The following is a 19,933-nucleotide window of genomic DNA, read 5'->3' on the forward strand; positions in this document are numbered from 1 at the left end:
TTTTTATCAGAGACCGTTTATTCACAAGGTGGAGCTAAATGAATAAGTGCCAACCCACCTAATGATGTTTCTCGATATTTTTTGTTCATGTCCTTACCAGTTTGAAACATAGTATCGATGACTTTATCTAAAGATATTAAACATTTACTGGTTCGTTTTAATGCCATTCGAGAGGCGTTTATCGCTTTCATTGCCCCCATGGCATTTCGCTCTATACATGGCACTTGGACTAACCCTCCAATTGGGTCACAAGTCATACCCAATGAATGTTCCATCGCGATTTCTGCGGCAATGCATATTTGTTCGTTACTGCCGCCTCTCAGTGCGGTTAACCCTGCCGCAGCCATAGAGGAAGACACGCCAATTTCACCTTGACAACCCACTTCAGCGCCAGATATTGATGCATTGGTTTTGTACAAAATTCCAATCGCGCCAGCAACGGCTAGAAAATCTTTCAACTGTTTGGTGTCGAGCGGCTTAATGAAACGATGGTAGTACATTAGCACCGCAGGAATGACGCCAGCGGCACCGTTAGTTGGTGATGTGACCACTTGTCCACCCGCTGCATTCTCTTCGCTTACTGCAAAAGCAAATAAATTAATCCAATCCATGATTTCCATTGGGTCATTCTCTATTGCCGCATTTGCTTCCAGCTTTTTTAATAGCGCAGGTGCTCGGCGAGTGACATGCAGCCCTCCTTCTAGTATTCCTTCTGTTTCTAAACCTCGTTGCATACACAGCGACATTACCTTCCAAATTTGGTCAGCTTTTTTATTGATCTCTTCAACGCTTTGAAAGGCAAGTTCATTGCGGAGCACTAAACCACCTAAACTGAGCCCATTTTTTTCAGCTTTGAATAGGAGTTCGTCGGCAGAGGAGAAAGAGAATTCGACGTCTACTGTCGGTTGACTGCTGCCATGTTGCAGCTCTTGCGCTGTGGCAACAAATCCGCCTCCGACTGAATAATAGGTTTCAAAGGCAAGCTGCTGCCCTTGTTTACCAAAGGCCGTAATAGTCATGCCATTTTCGTGCAGTGGCAGGTTGGTCGATTGGAAAATAAGGTCGGTTTGAACGTCAAAAGCGATATTGTGAGAGCCTGCTAAGTTGAGTATTCCCTCTTCGAAAGCAACGGCTAGTGATTGCTTGGCACTGGTTATTTTGATGGTGTCGGGCTTATTGCCCAGTAAACCAAGAACGACCGCTCGGTCGGTATGGTGGCCCTTACCGGTTAACGATAAAGAGCCATAAAGATCAACTTGTACTCGCTTTACTTCAGAAAGATCAGCAATAAGGCGTGTGAATTGATAACCGGCGATCATCGGACCGTTGGTGTGTGAACTTGAAGGGCCGACGCCAATTTTAAAAATCTCAAAAATGGATAACATGGCAATACCTACGATAAAGAGAGTGACTGTTAGCAATAGTAGCGTTTTTCGTTAGTGAAAGAGAGAGAAGATTGAATGCTTTGTAACAAAAATTTAATATCTTAACCAGTTGAGTAAATATCAAAAATTCATCATATTGTAATCACGATGTAATAATTAGTGAGGGTAACATGCAGCATCAAGAAATGATCCAACCTGCTTTTCTCGGGGTGATAGGTAAAACCAGTCTTTTTTCGTTCGTTATCGTTATGGGTATATTTGCCTTTATCTAAATAGAGCCAACTAGGGTTGGGTTACACTCATATACCCTAGCAACTTGGTCGGGTATTTGTTAACGTGCGAGTGTCATAGCATTGTAAACAAAGGACTTCGCATGTCGATTTGGGATGAGGTAAAGCTACACAATCGTTACGGTCAGTTACCCACCGCTTTTTATTCTAAGGTTGATCCTACGCCATTAAAAAATGTGCGTTGGGTGGCTTGGAATAAACAGCTAGCTTCGTTTTTGTCTTTACCAGAGTCGGCTAACGATGAGTTATTAGTCAGTTTATCGGGTCAAGCACTTCCTTCTCAATTTAAACCGCTTGCCATGAAATATGCTGGCCACCAGTTTGGAGTGTACAACCCTGAACTGGGTGACGGGCGCGGTTTACTGCTTGCTGAAATTGAAAGTCACTCAGGGGAGGTCTTTGATCTCCATCTTAAAGGAGCAGGGTTAACACCTTATTCTCGAATGGGCGATGGCCGAGCAGTGCTGCGTTCAACCATTCGTGAATATTTGTGTAGTGAGGCAATGGCAGGTTTAGGAATTGCCACCACCCGAGCACTAGCTATGATGAGCAGTGATACGCCAGTTTATAGAGAACAACAAGAACAAGGTGCTCTGTTGGTGAGAGTGGCACAAAGCCATATCCGCTTTGGTCATTTTGAGCATTTCTTTTATACCAACCAACTTACGCAGCAAAAGTTACTCGCCGATAAAGTGATCGAGTGGCACTACCCAGACTGCCTCGCTGAAGAAAAACCTTATGCCGTTATGTTTAACCGCATTGTGGAGCGCACAGCCAAGATGATTGCCGATTGGCAAGCGGTCGGCTTTGCTCATGGTGTGATGAATACCGACAATATGTCGATTCTTGGTCAAACTTTTGATTATGGCCCTTTTGCATTTTTAGATGATTACGAGCCCAGTTTTATTAGTAACCATTCTGACTATCAGGGGCGTTATGCGTTTGATCAGCAGCCTAGAATTGCCTTGTGGAATTTGTCGGCGTTAGCACATGCGCTTTCTCCATTGGTTGAGCGTGCTGATCTTGAAGCCGCTCTTACACAGTTTGAAAGACAACTTGGGCGTTATTTTAGCCAGCACATGCGCCATAAACTTGGCTTACTGACACAACAAACCGGCGATTCTGCTTTGTTTGAGCATATGTTCGAGCTGCTAACTAAAAACCATACCGATTACACACGATTTTTTAGGCAATTATCTAACCTAGATACTCAAGGATCTCAAGCGGTTATTGATCTATTCCTTGACAGGGGGGAGGCCAAAATTTGGCTCGATCACTATCTAGAACGTTGTCATTTAGAAACGGATCGGTTTGGAAATTTGACCTCGCTTGAGGCGCGCTGTGAAGCAATGCGAAAAGTGAACCCTAAGTATGTTTTACGTAATTACCTTGCTCAGCAAGCTATCGATAAAGCGCAACAGGGTGATTATCAAGAAGTGCAACGTTTGGCACAACTACTGGCTCACCCTTTTGATGAGCAACCTGAAAACGATCACTATGCGCAACTTCCACCACAATGGGGGAAAAAATTAACGATCAGCTGTTCCTCATAACCATTCCAATTTGTGATCTTCATCCAGTTTGAATTCAAATTTTACATAAATATCAATAATCAAAAAAACGGTCGATCGATACACTGTGGCGATTAGTGGTAAAAAATAAAGTTGTGCTAAAGGCGGGAAAAGGGTATGCAGTCAAGAACGCGCATTGTTGTAGTAGATGATGATAAGGAAATTCGTGAACTACTCGACGAATATCTGACCAAATCGGGCTATGAAATTATTACGCTCGCTGATGGTGTGGCATTGCTGTCTTATTTAGAGCAAAACACGTACCCAGATCTTATCCTGCTTGATGTGATGATGCCGGGTGACGACGGTTTTACGCTATGTCAAAAAATTCGTCGCAATTCAAATGTGCCAATCATTATGCTAACAGCGGTTTCCGATGAAACCGATCAAATCATTGGTTTGGAGATTGGGGCTGATGATTATGTCGCGAAACCTTTTAGTCCGCGTCAGTTGATGGCTCGTATCAAAGCGCTGCTTCGTCGAGTGCAAGTTTCTGACGATAAGCCTACCGATAGTGCGTCTACCAAGCAGATTACTTTTGGCGATTGGCAACTTGATACCTTGTCGCATCGCATCATGCATCTTGAACGTGATGAAGGACATGATCTTTCAGGCAGCGATTTTGCCTTATTGATGCTCTTTTTAACCCACCCTAATGAAGTGCTGGATCGTGACACTATTTCGCACGCAACGCGTGGACGCGAAGCTTTGCCTTATGAGCGTGGTATTGACGTTCAACTGAGTCGCTTGCGACAACGACTAGGCGATAGCGCTAAATATCCTCACTATATAAAAACGATGCGTGGTAATGGTTATATTCTCTCGGTTCCGGTCACGTATGGTAGTTAAACGATGCCATTGACGCCTTTATTTTCGCGACTTAAACCCAATTCTTTAGTTTCTCGCACACTACTACTGACGCTGTTAGCGGTGGTGATTGCACAAGGGATCGCCACAGCCATTTGGTACAGCCAATCGAAACAGAAAGAACTCGAGGGAATACACTCGGTATCATCTAGTATGGCGGGTATGTTTGCTTCTACAGTGACATTTTTTCAGTCGCTGCCAGTGAAATACCGTCATATCGTACTCGACCAAATTCGTAATATGGGTGGCACGCGATTTTTTGTCTCTTTCAATAAAGAGGCGTTGTTGGTGGAGCCGATTGAAGAGACGCGCTTAAAGCGAGCTTCGGTTGATGCTGTCACTGAGGTTCTCATGCAAAAATTAAACAATGTCGCTAGCATTCAAGTGGAATTTACCAAGCCTGAGCACCTACGTTTATTGAAAAATGACATTTTACTTAGTGATTTACCAAAGTCCTGGGCATACCATACGTTAACACTGGAACCTCTTAATCCACCTATTTTGGTGGTGCAAATTGAGCTTTCAAGCCATGAGTGGATCTACGTTGCCGCCTTGTTGCCCGCACCGTACGTGAAGTTAGACGATACGATTTTAGGTAAGGAGCAAATGTTATTTTTGTTCTTTTCCACCACCATATTGCTGCTACTCACTTACTTATTAATGCGCCGCCAAGTTAGGCCGTTGAAAAATCTCGCTAAGGCCGCTAATGAAATGAGCATGGATATTGCCCAACGTCCTTTACGTGAAGAGGGCGCAACGGAGTTGATCACGGCCACGCAAGCCTTTAATCGAATGCAGCAACGTATTCGCCGTTATATTGCTGATAGGGAGCATCTGTTCTCTGCCATTTCTCATGATTTAAAAACGCCCATCACCCGTTTACGGCTAAGAGCTGAATTGCTCGACAGCGATATAAAACGTGAGAAGTTTAACCGTGATCTGGACGAGTTAGAGATGATGGTCAAAGGGGCATTACAGTGCGTACGCGATACCGATTTGCATGAGAATAATGCCAGCATTGATCTCAATGAGATGATTATCACTATCGCTGAGGGCTATAACTTATCTCAATCTGTGGTGCACTTCTCTCCGATTGAGATCGCTCCTGTTATCGCAAAGCCGCTGGCTATCAAGCGCGTGTTAACCAATTTAATCGGTAACGGTGTTAAATATGGTCAGCAGGTGTGGGTTAAGTTGGAAGAAACACCAGAATGGGTGGTAGTGACAATCCAAGACAAAGGCCCGGGTATTCCGGCTGATAAATTGGAGGCGGTATTTGAACCTTATTTTCGCTTGGCCGATGATGATCAAGGACACGGCTTAGGGTTGGGTATCTGCCGCAGTATTTTACATGGACACGGTGGTGATATTATTTTGCGCAACCCAGCGCACGGTGGGTTGGAAGTGCAAGTGTTTATCCCGCCTATGCTTGAAGTGTGATCTAGGATGCCAGACAATTTCTTTTTAGCGCAAAGCAAACGATGGGCGTCGATATGAGTACCAACACGAGGTTATCTATCAAAAAAATACTCTTGGTTTTATCGTTGCTGTTCACTGCATCGGCTGATGCCGCTGATGTTGAAGTTCTTCACTGGTGGACTGCTAATGGAGAAGTTGAGTCGATTGATGTACTAAAAGAGATGCTAGAAGAGCAAGGTCACAGTTGGAGGGATTTTGCGGTGGCTGGTGGTGGTGGAGAAAGCGCGATGACCGTGCTAAAAACCCGCGCCGTTTCGGGTAACCCACCCTCTGCTGCGCAAATTAAAGGGCGTGATATTCAAGAGTGGGCAGGGCTTGGTTTTCTGACCAATTTGAATGATGTTGCCAAACAAGGCCATTGGGATGATGTTCTTCCGCCCGTAGTATCCGAGATCATGAAATGGCATGGCCAGTATGTTGCTGTCCCAGTGAATATTCATCGTGTAAATTGGCTATGGGTCAACCTTGCACTATTGGATAAATTCGGTCTGAAAGTACCTACTAGCTTGGATGAGTTTTTTGCAGTCGGCGATATACTTAAGGCCGCAGGCTTTATTCCACTTGCTCATGGTGGTCAACCGTGGCAAGACGCAACCTTGTTTGAAGTCATTGCTTTAGACGTATTGGGTCCTAAAGGCTACCAGCAGGCATTTGTTAATCTGGATATGGATGTGCTATCGAGTGATAAAATGGTCGAGGTGTTCAGCAAATTCCAAAAAATGCATGATTATATCGACGTTAATGCTCCCGGTAGAGACTGGAACGTAGCAACATCGATGGTGATAGGTGGTCAAGCTGCGATGCAGATCATGGGGGATTGGGCCAAAGGTGAATTTACCGCTGCCGGTAAAGTTGCAGGTAAAGATTACCTTTGTGTTGCAGCACCCGGTACGGAAGGGCAGTTCATTCATAATATCGACAGTTTTGCCTTTTATGAGTTAAGCGACACCGAAAATAAGCAAGCGCAACAAGCATTGGCAACGACGATTCTTGCTCCTCAGTTCCAAGAGATATTTAATCTCAAAAAAGGCTCCATTCCTGTGCGAGTTGACGTAGACATGTCTAAGTTTGATGTATGCGCTTTAGATTCAATGAATGCCTTTAAAAACACGGCAGCATCCGCTGGGTTAGTACCTAGCATGGCACACGGCATGTCAACGACCAGCTACGTGCAAAGTGCAATGTTTGATGTAGTTACTGACTTCTTTAACGACAGCCATGCTGATCCTAAACAGGCTGCGCGTAAGTTAGCCAAAGCAGTAAAAGCGGCGATGTAACGTTCGAGGTTGATATCCTCATGCTTTACTTGCTTACCATCTTGCTTAGTGTCATTTTCCACCCAAAATGCCGTTTTATGTGTGTCATTTCCCACCCATTGTACCAATAAGTTTTGTAGGACTTTGTCTGTTTACAAACCGCGTAATCGTGGAGAACCTTGTGGTTAAAGGCTTGTTAAATAAATGTACAAAGTTGGCTTGGTAATTGCCTTGTATAGCCTATACAGCACCCATTGATGGGGCTGATATGTTCACTCAAGGAGAATAATAATGTTAAAGCCTCTAACCCTTCTTTCTGCCTCAATTCTTACCGTAACGAGTTTTAATGCCGCTGCAAACTGTGACCCTGGTGAAATGGTGATTAAATTCAGCCATGTAACCAATACCGATAAACACCCTAAAGGTATCGCAGCTTCATTGCTTGAAGAGCGCGTCAATAAGGAAATGAATGGCAAAGCCTGTATGCAGGTATTTCCAAACTCGACACTCTATGATGATGACAAAGTGTTAGAAGCTTTGCTCAATGGCGATGTTCAGCTTGCTGCACCTTCTCTTTCTAAATTTGAGAAGTTCACCAAAAAGTTCCGCATTTTTGACCTTCCTTTTCTTTTTGATGATGTTGATGCCGTTGACCGTTTCCAAAATTCTGCTGACGGCGAAAAACTGAAAAACTCAATGGCACGTCGTGGGGTGAAAGGCCTAGAGTTTTGGCATAACGGCATGAAACAGATGTCAGCCAATAAGCCATTGTTGGTCCCTGGGGATGCCAAAGGGTTGAAATTCCGTGTTCAAGCCTCTGATGTGCTAGTGGCTCAGTTTGAACAACTTGGCGCGAACCCGCAAAAAATGTCTTTTGCTGAAGTATATGGTGGCTTACAAACCAAAGTTATCGATGGCCAAGAAAATACTTGGTCTAACACTTATGGGAAGAAATTCTTCGAAGTACAAGATGGTATCACAGAGACGAACCACGGTATTTTGGATTACTTGGTCGTGACCTCAACCAAATGGTGGGACGGTCTACCAACGGATATTCGCGATCAGTTTGCCACCATTCTAAAAGAAGTAACGGAAACGCGTAATTCCGAATCAAATCGGGTTGAGCAACAAAACAGACAGTATGTATTAGAAGCGGGCGGCGTTATTCGCACCTTGACCCCAGAACAGCGTCAAGAGTGGGTTACTGCACTTAAACCCGTATGGAAGAAGTTTGAAAAAGACATCGGTACTGATTTGATTGATGCTGCGTTGGCTTCAAACCAATAACGTACCATTTGCCCCATCAGGAGTGATGGGGCTTTCTCAATACGCTGCACCTAACTCTACCGCTGGTTTGGAAGTTAAGTAGTACAGCGCTTTGTGTCTATTCCGATAATAACTATTAGAGCGATGTATCAAATGGAACACTCTTTTTTCTCTAAAGTCGGCAAATTTACGGATGCTATAGAGGAAATGCTGATTGCATTTTTCCTTGGCAGTATGACCTTACTCACTTTCGTTAACGTTGTGCTGCGTTATGTGTTTAACGAAAATATTTTATGGGCATTGGAACTGACAGTATTCATGTTTGCTTGGATGGTGTTAGTGGGCGCTTCCTACGGTGTGAAAAAGCATTTTCATATTGGTGTTGATGTCATTATTAACATGGTTCCTGCCGGTATGCGTAAAGTGTTTGCTTTGCTTGCTGTTGGCAGTTGTTTAGCCTTCTCTATCTTATTGCTCATTGGTTCGTGGAACTATTGGTATCCCTTTGCGACAGAGCGCGCATGGTATGAAACAGACGATATTCCGATGCCAGAGATGCTGCAATTTCTCGCAGATTTGATGAATGAAGGCGAACGCTATGAAAAGCTACCACGTTTCATTCCTTATATGGCATTGCCGATAGGAATGGCATTGTTAACATTCCGCTTTTTACAAATTGCCTACCAAATTGTGACAGGCAAGCTAGACCGTATGATTGCAGGTCATGAAGCCGAAGAAGATTTAGAAGCGCTGAAAGCCGAAATGGCGCAAGCCGCTGACGATATGGCCGAACCATTTCGTCAACCTACCGCCTCGAACGACAGCAGCAAGGAGCGCTAATTCATGGAAATTTTACTACTGTTTGTGATGGTGATCGGTTTTATGCTGGTGGGTGTACCCATTGCTATTTCACTTGGCTTATCGAGTATTCTTTTTCTTTTGTGGCACTCAGATACGTCGTTAGCATCTGTGGCTCAAACCTTATTTAATGCCTTTGAAGGGCACTACACCTTACTGGCGATTCCATTTTTCATTTTAGCCTCCAGTTTTATGTCTACAGGCGGTGTTGCAAAACGCATTATCCGCTTTGCAATTGCGATGGTAGGTTGGTTTCGCGGTGGTTTGGCGATTGCCTCTGTTGTGGCATGTATGATGTTCGCTGCGTTGTCTGGGTCATCACCTGCTACGGTGGTCGCTATTGGTAGTATTGTTATCGCTGGTATGGTGAAAAATGGGTATACCAAAGAGTTTGCCGCTGGTGTTATTTGTAATGCGGGGACGCTCGGAATTTTGATCCCTCCGTCGATCGTTATGGTTGTTTATGCGGCGGCCACGGACGTATCGGTTGGGCGAATGTTCTTAGGGGGAGTGATCCCTGGGTTGCTTGCCGGGCTGATGTTAATTATTGCCATTTATATCTTTGCCCGTGTGAAAAATTTGCCCAAGCAGCCATTTGTTGGTTGGAAAGAAGCGATGTCGGCTGCTAAAGAAGCTAGCTGGGGGCTGCTACTTGTGGTCATTATTCTTGGTGGTATTTATGGCGGAATATTTACACCTACAGAAGCGGCAGCCGTTGCCGCGGTTTATTCATTTTTGATCGCTAACTTTATTTACAAAGATATGGGCCCATTTGCAGATAAAGAAAACACTAAGCCTGCGGTTGTCAAAGTGGTACAAGCCTTTTTTCATAAAGACACCAAGGCGACCCTGTTTGATGCAGGTAAACTGACCATAATGTTGCTGTTTATCATTGCCAATGCCTTGATATTAAAACATGTATTAACTGAAGAGCGCATCCCACAAATTATCGCAGAATCGATGTTGTCGGCAGGGCTTGGTCCAATTACCTTCCTCATCGTTGTGAACGTACTGCTGTTGTTAGGTGGTCAGTTTATGGAGCCGTCAGGTTTGCTGATTATCGTCGCTCCACTGGTCTTCCCTATTGCTATTGCGTTGGGAATTGACCCAATTCATCTCGGTATCATTATGGTGGTTAACATGGAAATCGGCATGATAACGCCACCTGTGGGCTTAAACCTATTTGTCACCGCAGGGGTCGCCAAAATGTCGATGATGAGTGTGGTGAAAGCGGCATTACCATGGGTTGCTATTATGTTCTTATTCCTAATTATCGTTACTTATGTGCCATGGGTCTCAACCTGGTTACCGACCACGCTGATGGGGCCGGAAATCATTACCAAATAAAATTCAATGCCCAGCGACGCTGGGCATTTTTATGGTATTAAATCTTATAATTGTCTTTGTCTAACCCGTAGCGCTGCATTTTGTCATATAAGGTTTTACGCGCCACATTCAACGTTTCCATCGTCTCTTTTATACTTCCACCGCATTCAATTAACGCTTGTTCAATTGTCGATTTTTCAAATTCAGCCACTAAGTCTGTCAGGTTACTGGTTGTTTGGATGGTTGGTTGGGTGGTTCCCAATTGAACGAGTTTACCGAGTAGAACAAAACGCTCTGCGGCATTTCTCAGTTCGCGCACATTGCCTGGCCAGTCATGGCTAATCAATGTTTGCATGTCTGATTTTGGTAGTGCGGTGGCGGCCTTACCATAACGCGCAGCAGCCACCAAAAGGAAATGGTGAAATAAGGCTGGAATGTCTTCTTTTCTATCGCGCAGCGGTGGAATATCAAGCGTAACAATATTGAGTCGGTAATAGAGGTCTTGTCGAAAAGTACCTTCTTCAGCAGCCTGTTTTAGGTCGATTTTGGTGGCAGCGATAACGCGAATATCTAAAGGAAGCAGCTCATTGGAACCAACGCGTTCGATGACTCTTTCTTGCAATACACGAAGTAGGCGAATTTGAGCTTGCATCGGCATGGATTCGATTTCGTCTAAAAAAAGTGTTCCACCTTGCGCGTGTTCAAACTTACCAATACGTTTTGTATCTGCGCCAGTAAACGCGCCTTTTTCATGCCCGTATAGCTCACTTTCAATCAAATTTTCAGGTACGGCACCACAATTAATGGCAACAAAATTTTGCTCGCGGCGTGAACTTTGCTCATGCAGGGAACGTGCAACCAATTCCTTACCAGTCCCTGTTTCGCCAAACAGCAAAATGTCTGCATTGGTATCAGCAATGTGCGTAATCGTCTCGCGTAATGACTCAATACTATGAGCAGCACCGATAATGCGAGGCCCCAACGTTTGGCTAGCTTTGAGAGTGCGTTTTAACTGTTGATTTTCAAGTGTTAGCTGGCGCTTTTCTATGGCTCGTTGAACGGTTTCCATTAATCGTTCAGTGGCGAAAGGCTTTTCAATGAAGTCGTAGGCTCCATCGTGCATCGCTTGTACGGCCATCGATATATCGCCGTGGCCAGTGATTAATATCACAGGGATATCAGGGTCTTGATGGCGAATAGAATTGAGTAGGTTTTGCCCCGTGAGACCTGGCAAACAGATATCGGTGACGACCACAAGAGGCAGGCCATCGCTTTTCACGGCAAGCAAGGCTTCTTCGGCGCTAGCAAAGAGGCGAGCACTAATGTCGGCTAATTCAAAACTTTGCTCGATGGCGATACGGATATCATCTTCATCGTCAATAAAAAACACATCACACATATGGTGTCCTTGTGATTATTGTGGTTCTGCGATTCGTGGCAATGATACGGAAAAGCGAGCCCCTGAAAGCGTTGATTTCGTCATGCTTAACTTGCCATCCATACTTTGTATTATTTGCTGTGAGATAGAAAGACCAAGCCCCAGTCCATTTTTTTTAGTGGTAAAAAACGGTTCAAAAAGGTGGTCAATTTTTTCTTGTGAGATTCCTGGCCCGTTATCATCAATATGAATAGTAACGTAATCCTGATGGATTTCTGTTGTTAAGTGAACACACTTTTCTTTTTGTTCATCAACAGCTTGAACGGCATTGGTGAGTAAGTTAATCAATACTTGTTCTAATTGGATCGGGTTTACTCTGACTAGAATGGGCTGGTTGGGTAATTCACTATGAAACTGAATTAAGTGCGACTTGAATTGAGGCTGCATCAACTCTTTAGTCGATAAAATAATCGGTAATAATTGTGCAATGACTTTCTCATCCGTTGCACTTTTGCGCGCAAACGATTTAAGCTGTTCGCTGATTTTTGCCATGCGTTCAGTTAGCGCAGAAATGCGAGCAAGATTATCATCGGTTCTTTCGGGCTTGCCCGTTGCCAAAAAGCGGCGTCCATTGTCGGCAAAACTTCGAATGGCGGCGAGTGGATTATTGAGTTCGTGGCTAATGCTGGCGGACATTTCTCCTAATACCGCAAGCTTAGCGGCTTGGATCAATTCATCTTGAGTTTGTCTTAGCATTACTTCAGTCTTACTTCGTTCGGCAATTTCTGCGTGCAGCTCTGAGGTTCTTTCCATCACTAAAAATTCGAGTTTTTGCTTGGCTTCTGATTGCAAGTGTTCGATCTGGCGCTGTTTGAGTTGACGGTGATGGATGAGCAGGAGCGCTAAATAGATGATGGCAAATACCATGCTAGAGATCAGGGCAAAGGCAAAGCTATCCCAAAAAATATTCATCTTCGGCGATAACACGCGGATATTGAGCGAAACATTAGGCAAAGCACGTGTAGAGACAATGAAGTCGCCTTTGAACCAACCTTGATGTGGGTTTTGCCATTCAGAAACTGGAGCGGTAAAGTCACCCACTAAACCGAGAGAACGAATCGAAGTTTCAAGGTACTGGCGACTATTTTGTACTAATAATCGTTGACTATCGGTCAACGTATCCACGCTTTTAAACAGCCATTGCGGTTTACTGGACATAAAAATAATGTTGTTGCTGTCGGTTGCTACAAAGTAGCTTTGCTTGCTCTGCCAGTTTTCTTCAATGGCCGAGAGATCCATTTTAACCACCACTACGCCTATCACATCCGCCGCATAGATGACAGGGTAAGAATAATAGTAACCGCGTTGGCCAGATGTCGAGCCTAGTGCAAAATATTGACTCTCCTGGCCCGTAATAGCCGCTTTAAAATAAGGCCGCCAAGCAAAATTGCGATCGATAAAAGAGCGATCAAGGTTCCAGTTACTTGAAGCTATGGTATTGCCATATTGATCGATAAGATACGTATCGGCCGCTTGAATGACTTCATTGACTTGCTCCAAGTAGCGATTAGTGATTTCTATCTGGGCACTATTGTTAGGGCTGTTTAATGCATCGATTAGCTCCTTATCTTTAGAGAGTAATCTTGGTATGTGCGCATATTTATCGAGTTTAGCCGTGATATGGCTAGAGAAACGATCAAGTTGAGCTTGATGTTCAATTAATAAGTTTTGATAACTGTATTGCCAGGTAAGGTGAGCACCCAGTGCTGTTATCAACACGAACAGTATCACAAAAATTAGACTGACACGGCGAATCGCTAGCATCCTTGGTTACTCTTTTATTGCAGCTGCGGTTGTGATTAAGAAAATCCATTTCTGAACACGATAAGTCTACTGGTTTTCGATGTTTTTTTGTTTAAAAAGAGTTCAATAGTGCGGCACAAAACAGGAGCAAGATCTCTTTTTACACTTCTGAGATAAAAAAAGCCTCGATTCCCTTGAAAAAGCCTTTATTGTCCCCATTTCAAAACTGTGCTTTTCCATGTTGATGGAATTTTTAGCACTCGATAGGCAATTTAGGGCATTGAATCATCTCCAAGCGGTGATTGGCTCGACAGCACTGGTTCAGGTCGGTAGAATGTCGCGTCTAAATTTTCTGTCCTGAGACTAATCGGAGATACCTTTTTGACCTAGGTTGGTAAAGATATCGCTCATTAGTCCGATGTTTGGGTGTTTTCGCTTCAGATGTCGACGCTCATTTTAATTGAAGTGTTCGGATAGAACACAACACAAGGATGCAGCCAAGCACCAGGCGATAGCCTAGCTTACGGCTCATGATGCTCAGAAATACTGAGCCAGTTTTGAGGTTTATAAATAATGCAAGTTACTGTTGAAACGCTAGAAGGCCTAGAGCGCCGTCTGAATATTACTGTTCCTGCTGCTAACATTGAAGATGCAGTTACAGCTGAACTACGCAACATCGCGAAAAATCGTCGTTTCGATGGTTTCCGTAAAGGCAAAGTTCCAATGAAAATGGTTGCTCAAATGTACGGTAAAGCGGTACGTCAAGACGTGATGGGCGAAGTAATGCAACGTCACTTCATCGAAGCAATCGTAAAAGAAAAGATCAACCCAGCAGGTGCTCCGACTTTTGCTCCAGTTGCTACTGAAGAAGGTCAAGATCTTGTTTTCACTGCAACTTTTGAAGTTTACCCAGAAGTTGAGTTGAAAGGTCTAGAAAGCATCACTGTTGAAAAACCAGCGGTTGAAGTTAAAGAAGAAGATGTTGTTGAAATGCTAGAAACGCTACGTAAGCAACAAGCTACGTGGGTTGAAGTTGATGCAGCAGTTGAAGACGGTTCTCGCGCAACTATCGATTTCGTTGGTTCAATCGACGGTGTTGAATTTGAAGGCGGTAAAGCTGAAAACTTCCCACTAGAAATGGGTGCAGGTCGCATGATTCCTGGTTTTGAAGACGGTATCGTTGGCAAAACTAAAGGCATGGAATTCGAAATCGACGTAAACTTCCCAGAAGATTACCACGCTGAAAACCTAAAAGGTAAAGCAGCGAAATTCGCAATCAAGATCAACAAAGTAGAAACTCGTGAGCTACCAGAATTAAGCGATGAGTTTGTTGCTAAATTCGGTGTTGTTGAAGGCGGTGTTGAAGCGCTTAAAGCTGAAGTTCGCAAAAACATGGAGCGTGAGCTTAAGCAAGCTGTTAAGAACCGCATCAAAGAGCAAGCGATCGAAGGCCTAGTGAAAGAGAACGACATTGACGTTCCTTCTGCACTTATTGACCAAGAAATCGGTGTGCTACGCCAACAAGCTGCACAACGTTTTGGTGGCAACCCTGAAGCGGCAGCGCAACTTCCACGTGAATTGTTCGAAGAGCAAGCTAAACGTCGTGTAGTTGTTGGTCTTCTTCTTGGCGAAGTGATCAAAACTGAAGAGCTAAAAGCAGATGATGAGAAAGTAAAAGCGCTAATCGAAGAGATGGCGACTGCTTACGAAGATCCTGCTGAAGTAATGGCTTACTATGCTCAAAACGAGCAAATGATGAACAATATGCGCAATGTTGCTCTTGAAGAGCAAGCAATCGACGCGATCATCGCTAAAGCACAGGTTTCTGAGAAAGCCGTTAGCTTCAACGAGCTAATGAACCAACAACCTGCTTAATAAGCAATATGTAGCGTAGGTGGTTGACTTAACGTTAACTATTCTGCTAACAATGGTCCGCGTGATACCCATCATCCGGGCCATTTATTTTAGGGACATAACAATATGAGCTACCAAGAAAAAAACGCAATGTCGCCAATTATTGACGCGCTAGTACCCATGGTGGTTGAGCAGACTTCCCGTGGTGAGCGCTCATACGATATTTATTCCCGCTTGCTTAAAGAACGAGTGATTTTCTTGACAGGTCAAGTTGAAGACCAAATGGCAAATCTTGTCGTTGCACAATTGCTGTTTTTAGAATCAGAAAACCCTGATAAAGATATTTTCTTATACATTAACTCCCCAGGTGGTAGCGTAACCGCAGGGATGTCAATTTATGACACCATGCAGTTCATTAAGCCTAATGTGAGTACGGTATGTATGGGTCAAGCTTGTTCTATGGGGGCATTTCTATTGGCGGGTGGCGCACCAGGTAAACGTTTTGTGTTACCTAATTCACGTGTGATGATCCACCAACCGTTGGGTGGTTTCCAAGGTCAAGCCTCTGATATTCAGATCCACGCTCAAGAAATTTTGACCATCAAACAAAAACTCAACAAACTATTGGCTGAGCACACAGGTCAACCACTAGAAGTGATTGAACGTGATACTGACCGTGATAACTTTATGTCAGCAGACCAAGCGGTTAAATACGGTTTAGTTGATTCCATTTTAAGCAAACGTGGCGAGTAACAGTTCTCATAATTGTTTACGCATTTTGGCTTAATTTGAGTTACACTCAAACCATTAAGAGTAAAGGCTAAGAGGTTAGCGAATGACAGACAAAAGCAAAGAGAGCGGTAGTAGCAAGCTGTTGTACTGCTCTTTCTGTGGTAAAAGCCAGCACGAAGTTCGCAAGCTGATCGCCGGTCCTTCTGTTTACGTCTGTGATGAATGCGTTGATTTATGCAACGACATCATCCGTGAAGAGATTAAAGATGTTCTGCCTAAAAAGGAATCTGAGGCGTTACCTACGCCACGTAAGATTCGTGAACATCTTGATGACTATGTGATTGGCCAAGAACACGCGAAAAAAGTGCTTGCAGTTGCAGTATATAACCACTACAAGCGTTTACGTAACGGTGATACGACAAGTGAAGGGGTTGAGCTTGGCAAGAGTAATATTTTGCTTATTGGCCCAACGGGTAGTGGTAAAACACTACTGGCAGAAACACTGGCTCGTTTCCTAGATGTACCGTTCACGATGGCAGATGCAACCACACTAACAGAAGCGGGTTATGTAGGGGAAGATGTCGAAAACATCATCCAAAAACTACTTCAGAAGTGTGATTACGATGTTGCTAAAGCCGAACGCGGTATTGTGTACATCGATGAAATCGATAAGATTTCTCGTAAAGCTGAAAACCCATCGATTACACGAGATGTATCGGGTGAAGGGGTTCAGCAAGCGCTATTGAAATTGGTTGAAGGTACTGTTGCTTCTGTACCACCACAAGGTGGACGTAAGCATCCGCAGCAAGAATTTCTGCAAGTAGACACATCTAAGATTCTATTTATCTGTGGTGGTGCATTTGCTGGTTTAGATAAAGTCATTGATCAACGCGTTGCTAAAGGTTCAGGTATTGGCTTTGGAGCGGAAGTTCGTTCCAAAGATGAAACTAAGACCATTGGCGAGCTGTTCACTCAAGTTGAGCCAGAAGATTTGGTGAAATACGGGTTAATCCCTGAATTCATTGGCCGTCTTCCTGTTACGGCTACACTGACTGAACTTGATGAAGAAGCGCTGATTCAAATCTTGTGCGAGCCTAAAAACGCACTGACTAAGCAATACGCTGCACTATTCGAGTTAGAGAATGTCGAACTTGAATTCCGTGAAGATGCATTGCGAGCGATTGCGAAAAAAGCAATGAATCGCAAGACTGGTGCGCGTGGTTTACGTTCAATTTTAGAAGGTGTCTTGCTCGATACCATGTATGAGCTTCCATCTGTATCGGATGTTAGTAAAGTGGTAATCGATGAATCTGTAATCAATGGTGAATCTGAACCGCTGCTAATTTACAGCGCAAATGAGAGCCAAGCTGCAGGCGCAGAGTAAAACACAGAGATAAATATTTAAAGGAGGTAGCAAATACCTCCTTTTTTTTATTCTGTTATTGAATCCAGTTAGTTAGCCCCCATATACTCGGTAATAAGTTAAAGCGGAAGAGAGAATAATATGAACTTGGAGCGTTCCGAGCGTATCGAAATCCCCGTACTGCCTCTACGTGATGTGGTGGTTTATCCTCATATGGTTATTCCTTTGTTTGTTGGTAGAGAAAAATCTATCCAATGCCTTGAAGCGGCAATGGACAACAACAAACAAGTTCTATTAGTGGCACAGAAAAAAGCAGAAACTGATGAACCAACGATAGAAGATCTATTTGACGTTGGAACTGTTGCTACCATTTTACAGCTCCTCAAACTACCTGACGGCACTGTCAAAGTATTGGTGGAAGGTCAGCAACGAGCGAAAATAGACCGCTTTGTTGAAGGTGATTTTTTCTCAGCTGAAGCACAGTATCTTATTACTCCTGAGCTGGACGAAAGAGAGCAGGAAGTCATAGTACGTAGTGCTATTAACCAGTTCGATGGTTTTATTAAACTAAATAAGAAAATTCCACCAGAAGTACTTACCTCATTGAATGGTATTGATGAAGCAGCTCGTCTTGCTGACACCATTGCTGCGCACATGCCGTTAAAGCTGGTTGATAAACAAAAAGTCTTAGAAATTATTGATATCAGCGAGCGTCTGGAATTCCTAATGGGGCAGATGGAGTCGGAAATTGACCTACTACAGGTTGAAAAACGAATTCGTGGCCGCGTTAAAAAACAGATGGAAAAGTCTCAGCGTGAGTATTATCTCAATGAGCAAATGAAAGCGATTCAAAAAGAATTGGGTGATATGGATGATGCACCTGACGAATTTGAAACGCTGAAAAAGAAAATTGATGAATCAAAAATGCCGCAAGAAGCGCGCGAGAAGACAGAGCAAGAGCTTCAGAAATTGAAAATGATGTCTCCAATGTCTGCTGAAGCGACAGTGGTACGTAGCTATATCGACTGGATGGTTAATGTCCCGTGGACAAAACGCTCTAAAGTTAAGAAGGACTTAACGAAAGCAGAAGAGATCCTCAATTCTGATCACTACGGTCTAGAACGAGTGAAAGAGCGTATTTTAGAGTATCTTGCGGTGCAAAGTCGTATCAACAAGTTAAAAGGTCCAATCCTTTGCCTTGTTGGGCCTCCTGGTGTCGGTAAAACCTCATTGGGTCGTTCTATTGCTGCTGCCACTGGGCGTAAGTACACGCGTATGGCTCTGGGTGGTGTTCGTGATGAAGCTGAAATTCGAGGCCATCGCCGAACTTACATTGGTTCACTACCAGGTAAATTGATCCAAAAAATGGCAAAAGTTGGTGTTAAGAACCCGCTATTCCTATTGGATGAAATTGACAAAATGTCTTCAGATATGCGTGGTGATCCTTCATCTGCATTACTTGAAGTGCTTGATCCGGAACAAAATAGCACCTTTAACGATCATTACCTTGAAGTCGATTATGATCTCTCGGACGTTATGTTTGTTGCCACGTCAAACTCAATGAACATTCCTGGACCACTTCTTGACCGTATGGAAGTGATCCGTCTTTCTGGTTATACCGAAGACGAAAAACTGAACATTGCTAAGCGTCACCTGGTTACCAAACAGATAGAACGCAATGGCTTAAAAGCGCATGAGATCGTCATTGAAGATTCTGCAATCATTGGCATCATCCGTTACTATACTCGCGAAGCTGGCGTGCGTAGTTTAGAGCGTGAGATTTCAAAAATCTGTCGTAAAGCTGTTAAAAATATCTTGTTGAATAAAGAGATAAAAACCGTTGTAGTAAATCAAGAGAATTTGAAAGAGTTCCTTGGTGTACAACGTTGTGACTTCGGTAAAGCTGATGACAGCAATCGTATTGGTCAAGTAACAGGTCTTGCGTGGACTGAAGTGGGTGGTGACCTCTTAACGATTGAAACTGAATCCATGCCAGGTAAGGGTAAACTCACCCAAACTGGTTCTTTGGGTGATGTGATGCAAGAGTCGATTCAAGCAGCGATGACTGTGGTTCGAGCTCGTGCTGAGAAATTAGGGATTAACCCAGATTTTTACGAAAAACGTGATATTCACGTTCACGTGCCAGAAGGTGCGACACCGAAAGATGGTCCAAGTGCTGGTATCGCTATGTGTACTGCGCTTGTTTCAAGCCTCACGGGGAACCCAGTTAAAGCTGAAGTGGCGATGACAGGGGAAATAACCTTGCGTGGTGAAGTGCTTCCGATTGGTGGTTTGAAAGAAAAACTGTTGGCAGCGCATCGCGGTGGTATTACCACGGTACTGATCCCGAAAGATAACGAGCGTGATTTGGAAGAGATTCCTGACAACGTTATTGCCGATCTAAAAGTCATTCCAGTTCAATGGATTGATGAGGTTTTAAAGGTTGCACTGGAGCGAGACCCATCAGGGGTTGAGTTTGACGCTAAAAAATAGTGATGTGTAGCA

The 19,933-nt window shown here is 43.8% G+C and carries 14 protein-coding genes; 11 read left to right on the plus strand and 3 right to left on the minus strand.

Features of this window, described 5'->3' with window-relative positions:
- Window positions 1-17 precede the first annotated feature (17 nt).
- The gene (locus HGG78_RS02155; RefSeq protein WP_172531953.1) at window positions 18-1,385 is read right to left on the minus strand and encodes an L-serine ammonia-lyase; all 1,368 of its coding nucleotides are present in this window, start codon (window positions 1,383-1,385) and stop codon (window positions 18-20) included.
- 373 nt (window positions 1,386-1,758) lie between these two features.
- Between HGG78_RS02155 and HGG78_RS02160 the strand changes: the two genes are divergently transcribed.
- The 7 genes from HGG78_RS02160 to HGG78_RS02190 all read left to right on the plus strand — a co-directional run bounded on the left by HGG78_RS02160 (window position 1,759) and on the right by HGG78_RS02190 (window position 10,319).
- On the plus strand, window positions 1,759-3,228 hold the full coding sequence (locus tag HGG78_RS02160) for a protein adenylyltransferase SelO (protein WP_172531954.1): 1,470 nt from the start codon (window positions 1,759-1,761) through the stop codon (window positions 3,226-3,228).
- A gap of 135 nt (window positions 3,229-3,363) precedes the next feature.
- Window positions 3,364-4,095 carry a response regulator gene (locus HGG78_RS02165; protein ID WP_171980320.1) on the plus strand — a complete coding sequence of 244 codons (732 nt, stop codon included), beginning with the start codon at window positions 3,364-3,366 and terminating at the stop codon, window positions 4,093-4,095.
- Window positions 4,096-4,098: 3 nt separating this feature from the next.
- Complete coding sequence (locus HGG78_RS02170) at window positions 4,099-5,553, plus strand: ATP-binding protein (protein ID WP_053310137.1); 1,455 nt, start codon at window positions 4,099-4,101, stop codon at window positions 5,551-5,553.
- A gap of 53 nt (window positions 5,554-5,606) precedes the next feature.
- Window positions 5,607-6,869: an ABC transporter substrate-binding protein gene (locus tag HGG78_RS02175; RefSeq protein ID WP_172531955.1), complete on the plus strand. Its 1,263-nt coding sequence runs from the start codon at window positions 5,607-5,609 to the stop codon at window positions 6,867-6,869.
- A 270-nt stretch (window positions 6,870-7,139) separates the two neighbouring features.
- Window positions 7,140-8,135, plus strand: coding sequence for a TRAP transporter substrate-binding protein (locus HGG78_RS02180; RefSeq protein ID WP_172531956.1), 996 nt, complete (start codon window positions 7,140-7,142; stop codon window positions 8,133-8,135).
- Window positions 8,136-8,267: 132 nt separating this feature from the next.
- Window positions 8,268-8,954: a TRAP transporter small permease gene (locus tag HGG78_RS02185; RefSeq protein WP_168522730.1), complete on the plus strand. Its 687-nt coding sequence runs from the start codon at window positions 8,268-8,270 to the stop codon at window positions 8,952-8,954.
- Between the two features lie 3 nt (window positions 8,955-8,957).
- Window positions 8,958-10,319 carry a TRAP transporter large permease gene (locus HGG78_RS02190; protein ID WP_053310134.1) on the plus strand — a complete coding sequence of 454 codons (1,362 nt, stop codon included), beginning with the start codon at window positions 8,958-8,960 and terminating at the stop codon, window positions 10,317-10,319.
- A 37-nt stretch (window positions 10,320-10,356) separates the two neighbouring features.
- Here the strand turns inward: HGG78_RS02190 and HGG78_RS02195 are convergent, their stop codons facing one another.
- Together HGG78_RS02195 and HGG78_RS02200 are read right to left on the minus strand one after the other, a co-directional pair.
- A complete protein-coding gene (locus HGG78_RS02195) occupies window positions 10,357-11,697 on the minus strand; it encodes a sigma-54-dependent transcriptional regulator (protein WP_053310133.1) in 1,341 nt (446 codons plus the stop codon).
- Between the two features lie 15 nt (window positions 11,698-11,712).
- A complete protein-coding gene (locus tag HGG78_RS02200) occupies window positions 11,713-13,500 on the minus strand; it encodes a sensor histidine kinase (protein ID WP_172531957.1) in 1,788 nt (595 codons plus the stop codon).
- A gap of 552 nt (window positions 13,501-14,052) precedes the next feature.
- On the opposite strand from HGG78_RS02200, the gene tig reads away from it, so the two are divergent.
- The 4 genes from tig to lon all read left to right on the plus strand — a co-directional run bounded on the left by tig (window position 14,053) and on the right by lon (window position 19,921).
- Window positions 14,053-15,354 carry a trigger factor gene (gene tig / locus HGG78_RS02205; RefSeq protein WP_053310131.1) on the plus strand — a complete coding sequence of 434 codons (1,302 nt, stop codon included), beginning with the start codon at window positions 14,053-14,055 and terminating at the stop codon, window positions 15,352-15,354.
- A 105-nt stretch (window positions 15,355-15,459) separates the two neighbouring features.
- Complete coding sequence (clpP, locus tag HGG78_RS02210; RefSeq protein ID WP_053310130.1) at window positions 15,460-16,086, plus strand: ATP-dependent Clp endopeptidase proteolytic subunit ClpP; 627 nt, start codon at window positions 15,460-15,462, stop codon at window positions 16,084-16,086.
- Window positions 16,087-16,168: 82 nt separating this feature from the next.
- Window positions 16,169-17,449: an ATP-dependent protease ATP-binding subunit ClpX gene (clpX, locus tag HGG78_RS02215; RefSeq protein ID WP_053310129.1), complete on the plus strand. Its 1,281-nt coding sequence runs from the start codon at window positions 16,169-16,171 to the stop codon at window positions 17,447-17,449.
- Window positions 17,450-17,569: 120 nt separating this feature from the next.
- A complete protein-coding gene (lon, locus tag HGG78_RS02220; RefSeq protein ID WP_053310128.1) occupies window positions 17,570-19,921 on the plus strand; it encodes an endopeptidase La in 2,352 nt (783 codons plus the stop codon).
- Window positions 19,922-19,933 lie beyond the last annotated feature (12 nt).

It is taken from the genome of Vibrio aestuarianus (genome assembly GCF_012395185.1).
Taxonomy (GTDB): domain Bacteria; phylum Pseudomonadota; class Gammaproteobacteria; order Enterobacterales; family Vibrionaceae; genus Vibrio; species Vibrio aestuarianus.